Below are 8,236 nucleotides of genomic sequence, written 5' to 3' on the forward strand. Positions count from 1 at the left end.
ATGCAGGAATGGTCGATGACGCCGAGCCCCGCGAGAGTCCGATCGACGAGAGCCGCCTCTCCGTCCGGTCGCCGAAGAGACGCGCCGTCGGGATCCCCGGCGTCGCCCACGCCCTCGAGATATCGCTCAAGCAGATGGGCCCGGTGCGCAGCGCCGAGACGCTCCTGCGGGTGAACCAGAAGACCGGCTTCGACTGCCCGGGCTGCGCCTGGCCCGAGGGCGACAAGCGGCACGTCGCCGAGTTCTGCGAGAACGGAGCGAAGGCGGTCGCCGAGGAGGCGACGCTCCGCACCGTCACGTCGGCCTTCTTCGCCGCGCACCCCGTCGCGGAGCTGGAGGAGTGGGACGACTTCGCGCTCGGCCAGCAGGGGCGTCTCACCGAGCCGATGCTGCTCGAGGAGGGCGCGACGCACTACCGGCCCGTGGGGTGGGACGAGGCGCTCGACCTCGTGGCCGAGGAGCTGCGCGCCTGTGCGAGCCCCGACGAGGCGATCTTCTACACCTCCGGCCGGACCTCGAACGAGTCGGCCTTCGTCTACCAGCTGATGGTCCGCGGCTTCGGCACGAACAACCTGCCCGACTGCTCCAACATGTGCCACGAGTCCAGCGGCTCCGCCCTCACCGAGACGATCGGGATCGGCAAGGGCTCGGTGAGCCTGCGCGACGTGGAGCGGGCACCGCTGATCATCGTCGCGGGCCAGAACCCCGGCACGAACCATCCGCGGATGCTGACCGCTCTGGAGCGTGCCAAGCGCGCGGGCGGCACCATTGTGGCCGTGAACCCGCTGCCGGAGGCGGGGCTGCTCCGCTTCCAGAACCCGCAGACCGTCCGCGGCACGCTGGGCGACGGCACGGCCCTCGCCGATCACTTCCTCCAGGTGCGGCTGGGCGGCGACCAGGCCCTCTTCCAGGGCCTCGGCAAGGCGCTGCTCGAGGCGGAGGAGGCGCGCGGCGACGTCTTCGACCACGCCTTCATCCGCGAGAGCACCGGCGGCCTCGCCGAGTACCTCCACGGGCTGCGCGAGGTGCAGTGGGACGAGATCGAGCGGGCGAGCGGCATCGACGAGACGCGCATCCGCACCGTCGCCGAGCTGATCGCGGCGTCGGAGGGCACGGTCGTCTGCTGGGCGATGGGCCTCACCCAGCACGCGCACTCCGTCGCGACGCTCAAGGACGTCGTCAACGTGCTCCTGCTCACCGGCAACATCGGCAAGCCCGGCGCAGGCGTCTGCCCGGTGCGCGGCCACTCGAACGTGCAGGGCGACCGCACGATGGGCATCTTCGAGCGGATGCCGGACTCCTTCCACGACGCGCTCGACCGCGAGTTCTCCTTCTCCTCCCCGCGCGTGCACGGGACGGACACGGTCGCCGCGATCCGGGCGATGCGCGACGGGAAGGCCCGCGTCTTCATGGGGCTCGGCGGCAACTTCGCCCGGGCGACGCCCGACAGCGGAGTGACGGAGGCGGCCATGCGCTCGCTCGCCCTCACCGTGCACGTCTCGACCAAGCTCAACCGCTCGCACGTCGTCACCGGCCGGCGCGCGCTGATCCTGCCCACCCTCGGCCGCACCGACTCCGACGTGCAGCGCTCGGGCGAGCAGCGGGTCACGGTCGAGGACTCGATGAGCGCCGTGCACGCCTCCCGGGGCCGCCTGCGCCCGCCGAGCCCGGGCCTGCGCTCGGAGGTGGCGATCCTCACGGGGATCGCGGAGCGGCTGCTCGAGGGCCGTGAGAACGTCCCCCGGGTCGATTGGGCGGGACTGCGCGACGACTACCGACGCATCCGCTCGCACATCGCCAACGTCGTCCCCGGCTTCGACGGCTTCGAGGCCCGGATCGACGTGCCCGGCGGCTTCGTCCTCCCGCACCCGCCGCGCGACTCGCGCCGCTTCGACACCCCCTCCGGCCTGGCCCGCTTCACCGCGAATCCCCTCGAGTACCCGCGGGTGCCGGAGGGCAGGCTGCTGCTGCAGACGCTGCGCTCGCACGACCAGTTCAACACCACGATCTACGGCAAGGACGACCGCTACCGCGGGATCCACGACGGTCGCCGAGTGGTGTTCGTCCACGCCGACGACGTCGCCGAGCTGGGCTTCGCGGACGGAGCGATGGTCGACCTGGTCTCGGAGTGGCCCGACGGCGTCGAGCGGCGGGCGGAGGCGTTCCGCGTCGTGGCCTACGACACGCCCCGCGGCTGCGCGGCCGCGTACTACCCGGAGACGAACGTCCTCGTGCCGCTGGACTCGACCGCGAAGATCAGCAACACGCCGACCTCGAAGTCGGTCGTGATCCGCCTCGAGCCGGCGGCGTAGGCCTCACCAGGGCAGCGGCAGCAGGCGCACGGAGTCGCCCGCTGCCGCCCCCGGCGCGGGAACGACGGCGACGGCCTCGGAGGCGGCGAGCCCGGTGAGCATGTGCGAGCGGATGCCCGCGGAGGCTCGCCAGCCGTCCTCGCCGGAGGAGACGGGTACGAGCACCGTGGTCCCTGCGCGCCCGAGCGGCTCGGCGAGGACACCCCGGCCGAGGGGGCGGGCAGCGGCGCCGGACGCCGCGTCGAGGGCCGGGGGCAGGAAGGAGAGCGCCGCGAGCAGCGCGGCGAGCGGATTGCCCGGCAGCGCGATCACCAGCGTCCCGCCCGGCAGCAGCGCAGCCATGGTCGGGTGGCCGGGGCGCATGCCGACGCCGTCGACGAGGACGCGCGCCCCCACCGCATCGAGGGCGCGGCGGACCGCGTCCACCCGGGAGCGCCCGGTCCCACCCGTGGTGAGGAGGATCGGCGCCGTGCCCGCCAGCAGCGTCCGGGCGATCGCGTCCTCGTCGTCGCCGCGGCGCACGACCTCTCCCACAGCTCCGCCCGAGAGCTCGACCAGCGCGGGGAGCAGCGGTGTGAACGCGTCTCGGACCCGTCCCGCGGGCGGCATCCCCTCGGTGTCGACCTCGTCCCCCGTGAGGAGCAGGTCGACCGCGGCGGGTGGCCGGACGTCGAGCGCGTCGATCCCGGCGACCGCGAGCAGGGCGAGGTGCGCGGGAGTGAGGCGGGTCCCGGCGCCGACCAGCACGGCGCCGCGCGAGGCCTCGTCGCCCGCGAGCCGGATGTGGCGGCCGGGCGGGAGGGGCGTCCGCGCCGTGAGCAGGTCGTCGCAGACCGCGCCCTGCTCGGATGGCAGCACCGCGTCGCTCCACTCGGGCACGGCGGCGCCGGTGACGATCGGAGCGGCGGTGCCGTCCTCGAGCGGCCAGGGCCCGGGCCCGCGCACGGCCCAGCCGTCCATGGCCGAGGAGTCGTAGTGGGGGAGCGGCCGCGCGGCGGCGACGTCGCGGTCGAGGACGGCTCCCCGCGCGTCGAGGAGGGGGACGGTCGCGACGCCGGAGCGTGCGACCGCTCCGCCGACGATCCGCCTGGCCTCGTCCCAGTCGGTCGCCTCGTGCCCGTGCGCGCTCATCCCGTCCATTCTCCCGGGGCTCGGGGCGGGCCCTGGGCAGGACCCGCCCCGTCGGTCATCCCAGGTAGCCGTTCGGGTTCAGCACGAACTTCTTCGCGGCGCCCTTGTCGAAGTCGGCGTAGCCGCGGGGAGCGTCGTCCAGGCTGATCGCGGTGGCCTGGACCGCGTCGGCGATGTGCACCCGGTCGTGCAGGATCGCCATCATCAGCTGCCGATTGTACTTCATCACCGGGCACTGGCCCGTGGTGAAGGACAGCGACTTCGCCCAGCCGAGCCCGAGCCGGATCGACAGCGAGCCCTCCTGGGCCGCTTCGTCGACTCCGCCCGGGTCGCCCGTGACGTAGAGCCCCGGGATACCGAGGGCGCCGCCCGCCGCGGTGATGGACATCAGCGAGTTCAGCACCGTCGCCGGCGCCTCCTTCCCCGAGTCGGCGCCGTTGCCGTGCGCCTCGAAGCCGACGGCGTCCACTCCGCAGTCGACCTCCGGCACGCCGAGGATCTGCTCGATCTGGCCCGCCGGATCGCCCTTCGAGACGTCGACCGTCTCGCAGCCGAAGGAGCGCGCCTGCGCCAGACGCTCCTCGTTGAGGTCCGCGACGATCACGACGGCCGCTCCGAGCAGCTGCGCTCCGACCGCCGCGGCCAGTCCGACCGGTCCCGCTCCTGCGACGTAGACCGTGGAGCCGACGCCGACCCCGGCGGTCACCGCGCCGTGGAAGCCCGTCGGGAAGATGTCGGAGAGCATCGTCAGATCGAGGATCTTCTCGAGCGCCTGATCGCGGTCCGGGAACACCAGCAGGTTCCAGTCGGCGTAGGGGACCATCACGTACTCGGCCTGCCCGCCGACCCAGCCGCCCATGTCGACGTAGCCGTACGCACTGCCCGGGCGGTCCGGATTCACGTTGAGGCAGATGCCGGTCTTGCGCTCCTTGCAGTTGCGGCATCGGCCGCAGGCGATGTTGAACGGCACCGACACGATGTCGCCGACCTTGACGAACTCGACGTCGGGGCCGACCTCCACGACCTCGCCGGTGATCTCGTGGCCGAGCACGAGGTCGGACGGAGCGGTGGTGCGGCCGCGGACCATGTGCTGGTCGGAGCCGCAGATGTTGGTGGAGACGGTGCGGAGGATGGCGCCGTGCGGCAGCTTCCGCCCGATGTTCGCCGGATTGACGCCGGGTCCGTCCTTCAGCTCGAAGGTGGGGTAGTCGATGTCGATGACCTCGACGACTCCGGGGGACTTGTAGGCGACGGCTCTGTTGCCTGACATGCGGGGCTCCTTCACATGGACGACCGCGGCGCAGTCGGCCGCGGGAGTCCTGCGCCGCGCTCGGTCCGAGCCGCGGCACCGGGACTCGTGCGAACCGTACGACCTCGGCCTGGTGCCGGATCGAGGCCGGTGGAGTAGCTTCTCAGGAGGCGTGCGAACGCTCGTCCACCGCTCGGTGCGAGGCCGCGAGCGCCGCGTCGAGCGCGTCCCGTCCGCCTCCGGCCAGGCCCGCCGCGTAGCCCGCGAGGAACGTGGTCAGCGGAGCCGCCGGCCGGACCACTCCGTGCGCAGCGCGACCGGCGAGGGCGAGCAGGGCGTCCGGGTCCGCCTGGACCTCGGCGAGGCCGAGCGCGGAGGACAGGTCGGCCCACCAGCCGGCGAGCACCTCCTCGGTGGGGCGGGTGCCGTCGGAGGCGGAGGGGCGGGGGCCGGTGGTGTCGTCCATCCGCTCAGTCTGCGCCGCGCGGGCCCGGCAGGTCGATCCCGTGCCGGAGCGCGTCGGCGGGCGCGTCGACGTCGTCGGTCGTCCCTGCGGGGACCGCGACGAGCCTGACGGACAGGTCGCGCAGGAGCACGCGCGCGGAGGCGCCGTCGGGATCGCCGAGCGCCGCGAGAGCGTCGACGAGCGCTGAGCGCCGGTGCACGCCGAGGAGCTGCTGAGGCCGGCCGTCGTCGTCGACGGCCAGGAGGGAGTCCTCGACGGCGCTCGCCGCCTCCTCCAGCAGCAGGCGGACCGCCGGGCCGGGCGCGACGAGATCGGCGGCGAGCACGACGACCCACTCGGGAGCGCCCGCGCGCTCGAGCAGGGGCAGGGCGGACGAGATCCCGGCGACCGGACCGCCGAACGGGGGATCCTCCTGGACGAGCTCGGCGCCGTCGACGGCCGCTGCGAGCGACGGCGGTCCGGCCACGACCCTCCGCTCGGCTCCGCGAACGGCTGCGAGGGCCGCGCCGAGGAGCGTCGACTCGCGGTGCCGCAGGAGCGGCTTGACCGCGCCGCCGAGGCGGGAGGCCCGTCCCCCGGCGAGCACGACGGCGTCGAAGCGGGGGAGCGGCGGCGGAGGGTGCACGGCTCCGAGGCTACGCGCGCTCCCGTCTCCGCCGCCCCGGCTCCGGTGTCGGAGGTCGCGGCTACTCTTGTCGGGTGGTAGCAGCTCTGTATCGCCGGTACCGGCCCGAGACGTTCGCCGAGATGATCGGCCAGTCCCAGGTGACGGATCCGCTCATGACGGCGCTGCGCACCAACCGCGTCAACCACGCCTACCTCTTCAGCGGCCCCCGCGGCTGCGGCAAGACCACCTCGGCGCGCATCCTCGCCCGCTGCCTCAACTGCGCGACCGGCCCCACCGACACTCCGTGCGGCGTCTGCGACAGCTGCGTCGAGCTCAGCCGCGAGGGCCAGGGCTCGCTCGACGTGGTCGAGATCGACGCGGCGAGCCACAACGGCGTCGACGACGCGCGCGATCTGCGCGAGCGCGCCATCTTCGCCCCGGCGCGCGACCGCTTCAAGATCTTCATCCTCGACGAGGCGCACATGGTCACGCCGCAGGGCTTCAACGCGCTGCTCAAGATCGTGGAGGAGCCGCCGGAGCACGTGAAGTTCATCTTCGCGACCACGGAGCCGGACAAGGTCATCGGCACGATCCGCTCGCGCACGCACCACTACCCGTTCCGGCTCGTCCCGCCGGCCCAGATGCTCGACTACACGCAGGAGCTCTGCGAGCGCGAGGGCGTGCACGTGGCGGCCGGCGTGCTGCCGCTCGTGGTCCGTGCGGGCGGCGGGTCCGTCCGCGACACCCTCTCCCTGCTCGACCAGCTGATGGCCGGCTCCGAGGCCGAGACCGTCGAGTACGAGCGGGCCGTCGCCCTCCTCGGCTACACCCACGGGGCCCTGCTCGACGAGGTGGTCGACGCGCTCGCCGAGCACGACTCCGCCGAGGCGTTCGGAGCGGTCGACCGCGTCATCCAGACGGGGCAGGACCCGCGCCGCTTCGTCGAGGACCTGCTCGAGAAGCTCCGCGACCTGATCGTCGTCGCGGCGACCGGGGGAGCGGCGTCCGCCGTGCTCCGCGGCGTCTCGCAGGACGAGCTCGACCGCATGGCCGGCCAGTCCCGTGCGCTCGGCCTGGCCGAGCTCTCCCGCATCGCCGACGTGGTCAACGAGGCCCTCACCGAGATGACCGGTGCGACCTCGCCGCGCCTGCACCTCGAGCTGATGGTCGCCCGCACCCTGGTGCACGGCACCGGCGCCGGCATCGCGCCCGCTGCGGCGCAGGAGGAGCGCCCGCGGCACGTGGCCGCGCCGCGCGAGACCGCGGCGCCCGCCCCGCGGTCGTCCGAGCCGCAGCGAGCACCCGAGCCCCACCACGCCTCGCACGCCGCCGCTCCCGGCTCGGTGCCCGAGTCCCTCGCGGCCGCTCCGCGCGCCGAGGCGCCGGTGACCGCGTCCGCACCCGTCGATGCGCCCCCGGTGAAGGCCCCCGAGGAGACGGCGGCCGCGCCGGAGGCGGACGAGACCGCGCCCGCCGCGTCCGGACGCCCGCGCGCGACGACCGCCGAGGCGGCTCGTCCGGAGCCGATCGAGCAGGAGTCGCCGGACGAGGCCGTCGCATCCCCTGCGGCGGCCGCCGCGCCGGCCGCCTCCGCACCCGCTGCAGCCGTTCCGGACGCCCCCGCAGACGGCGCGGTCACCCTCCAGCGGATGAAGGACACCTGGCCCGAGATCCTCGAGGTCGTGCAGAAGGCGAAGATGACCGCCTGGCTGGTCGCCTACACGGCTCAGGTGCGTGCCCTCAAGGACGACGTCCTGACCCTCTCGTTCCCGAGCCAGAACGACGTCGAGTCCTTCAAGATGCCCGGCACCGCGGGCCAGCCCGGCGTCAGCGAGTACCTGCGTCAGGCCATCCAGCAGGTCCTCGGCCTGCGGGTGAAGTACATCGCCCGCGTCGAGCCGCGCGCCGCCGCGCCGGAGGCCGAGCGCGCCGCCGTCGAGGCGCCCGCCGCGCCCGCCCCGGCTGCGTCGGTCCCGGCCGCGACCGGCTCCGACGGCTGGGCCACCGTGGCGATCCCCGCCGATCCGACTCCGGCCGTCGAGGCCGCGACCGCCTCCGCTTCCCTCGAGGCACCCGCCGCTGCCGCTGTTCCCGTCCGCGACTCCGTTCCCGTCCGCGACTCCGCTCCCGAGGCCGCGCCGGTCCCTGCCGCGGCCCCCGCGTCCGACGAGCCCCCGTTCGACGAGGAGCCGCCGGAGGAGGACATGCCGCCGGTCGAGCCGCCGATGCCCGACTCCTGGGCGACCGTCGCGCCGCCCGGTGAGCCCGCCGCCGCGCCCGAGCCCGCCGCCCCGTCGCGGCCCGCCCCCGTCGCCGAGCGTCCGGCTCCCGCCGCGCGTCCCGTCACCCGCACGACCCGCTCGGCGACCGCCGACGGCCGTCAGCGCTACGGCGAGGCGGTCGTGCGCGAGATCCTCGGCGCCCAGTTCATCGAGGAGCAGCCCCACACGCCGCGCGGCCCCCGCGTGACC

6 protein-coding genes are annotated in these 8,236 nt (G+C 74.4%); 2 read left to right on the top strand and 4 right to left on the bottom strand.

What is annotated here, in order from left to right:
* Positions 1 to 8: 8 nt before the first annotated feature.
* Entirely contained in the window at positions 9 to 2,312 is a 2,304-nt protein-coding gene (locus C5D44_RS15645; RefSeq protein ID WP_104282199.1) for an FdhF/YdeP family oxidoreductase, read from the top strand.
* A 3-nt stretch (positions 2,313 to 2,315) separates the two neighbouring features.
* Here the strand turns inward: C5D44_RS15645 and C5D44_RS15650 are convergent, their stop codons facing one another.
* From C5D44_RS15650 to C5D44_RS15665, 4 genes are all read right to left on the bottom strand, one after another.
* A complete protein-coding gene (locus tag C5D44_RS15650; protein WP_181118535.1) occupies positions 2,316 to 3,443 on the bottom strand; it encodes a molybdopterin molybdotransferase MoeA in 1,128 nt (375 codons plus the stop codon).
* Positions 3,444 to 3,498: 55 nt separating this feature from the next.
* Positions 3,499 to 4,713, bottom strand: a complete 1,215-nt coding sequence (fdhA, locus tag C5D44_RS15655) for a formaldehyde dehydrogenase, glutathione-independent (protein ID WP_104225123.1) — start codon at positions 4,711 to 4,713, stop codon at positions 3,499 to 3,501.
* A gap of 142 nt (positions 4,714 to 4,855) precedes the next feature.
* Positions 4,856 to 5,158, bottom strand: coding sequence for a DUF6457 domain-containing protein (locus C5D44_RS18355; protein ID WP_219815363.1), 303 nt, complete (start codon positions 5,156 to 5,158; stop codon positions 4,856 to 4,858).
* A gap of 4 nt (positions 5,159 to 5,162) precedes the next feature.
* Positions 5,163 to 5,783 (bottom strand): molybdenum cofactor guanylyltransferase, encoded by a 621-nt coding sequence (locus C5D44_RS15665; RefSeq protein WP_181118536.1) that lies wholly within the window; start codon positions 5,781 to 5,783, stop codon positions 5,163 to 5,165.
* 74 nt (positions 5,784 to 5,857) lie between these two features.
* On the opposite strand from C5D44_RS15665, the gene C5D44_RS15670 reads away from it, so the two are divergent.
* The coding region (locus tag C5D44_RS15670) for a DNA polymerase III subunit gamma and tau (protein ID WP_104282204.1) at positions 5,858 to 8,236 on the top strand (2,379 nt) is incomplete at its 3' end.

The sequence above is a fragment of the Rathayibacter sp. AY1B5 genome (assembly GCF_002932795.1).
In the GTDB taxonomy this organism is placed as follows: Bacteria; Actinomycetota; Actinomycetes; order Actinomycetales; family Microbacteriaceae; genus Rathayibacter.

Excerpts from the sequence above, each read along its gene's own strand:
- fdhA (WP_104225123.1), bottom strand. The coding sequence starts at position 4,713 with ATGTCAGGCAACAGAGCCGTCGCCTACAAGTCCCCCGGAGTCGTCGAG.
- C5D44_RS15645 (WP_104282199.1), top strand. The coding sequence starts at position 9 with ATGGTCGATGACGCCGAGCCCCGCGAGAGTCCGATCGACGAGAGCCGC.
- C5D44_RS15650 (WP_181118535.1), bottom strand. The coding sequence starts at position 3,443 with ATGAGCGCGCACGGGCACGAGGCGACCGACTGGGACGAGGCCAGGCGG.
- C5D44_RS18355 (WP_219815363.1), bottom strand. The coding sequence starts at position 5,158 with ATGGACGACACCACCGGCCCCCGCCCCTCCGCCTCCGACGGCACCCGC.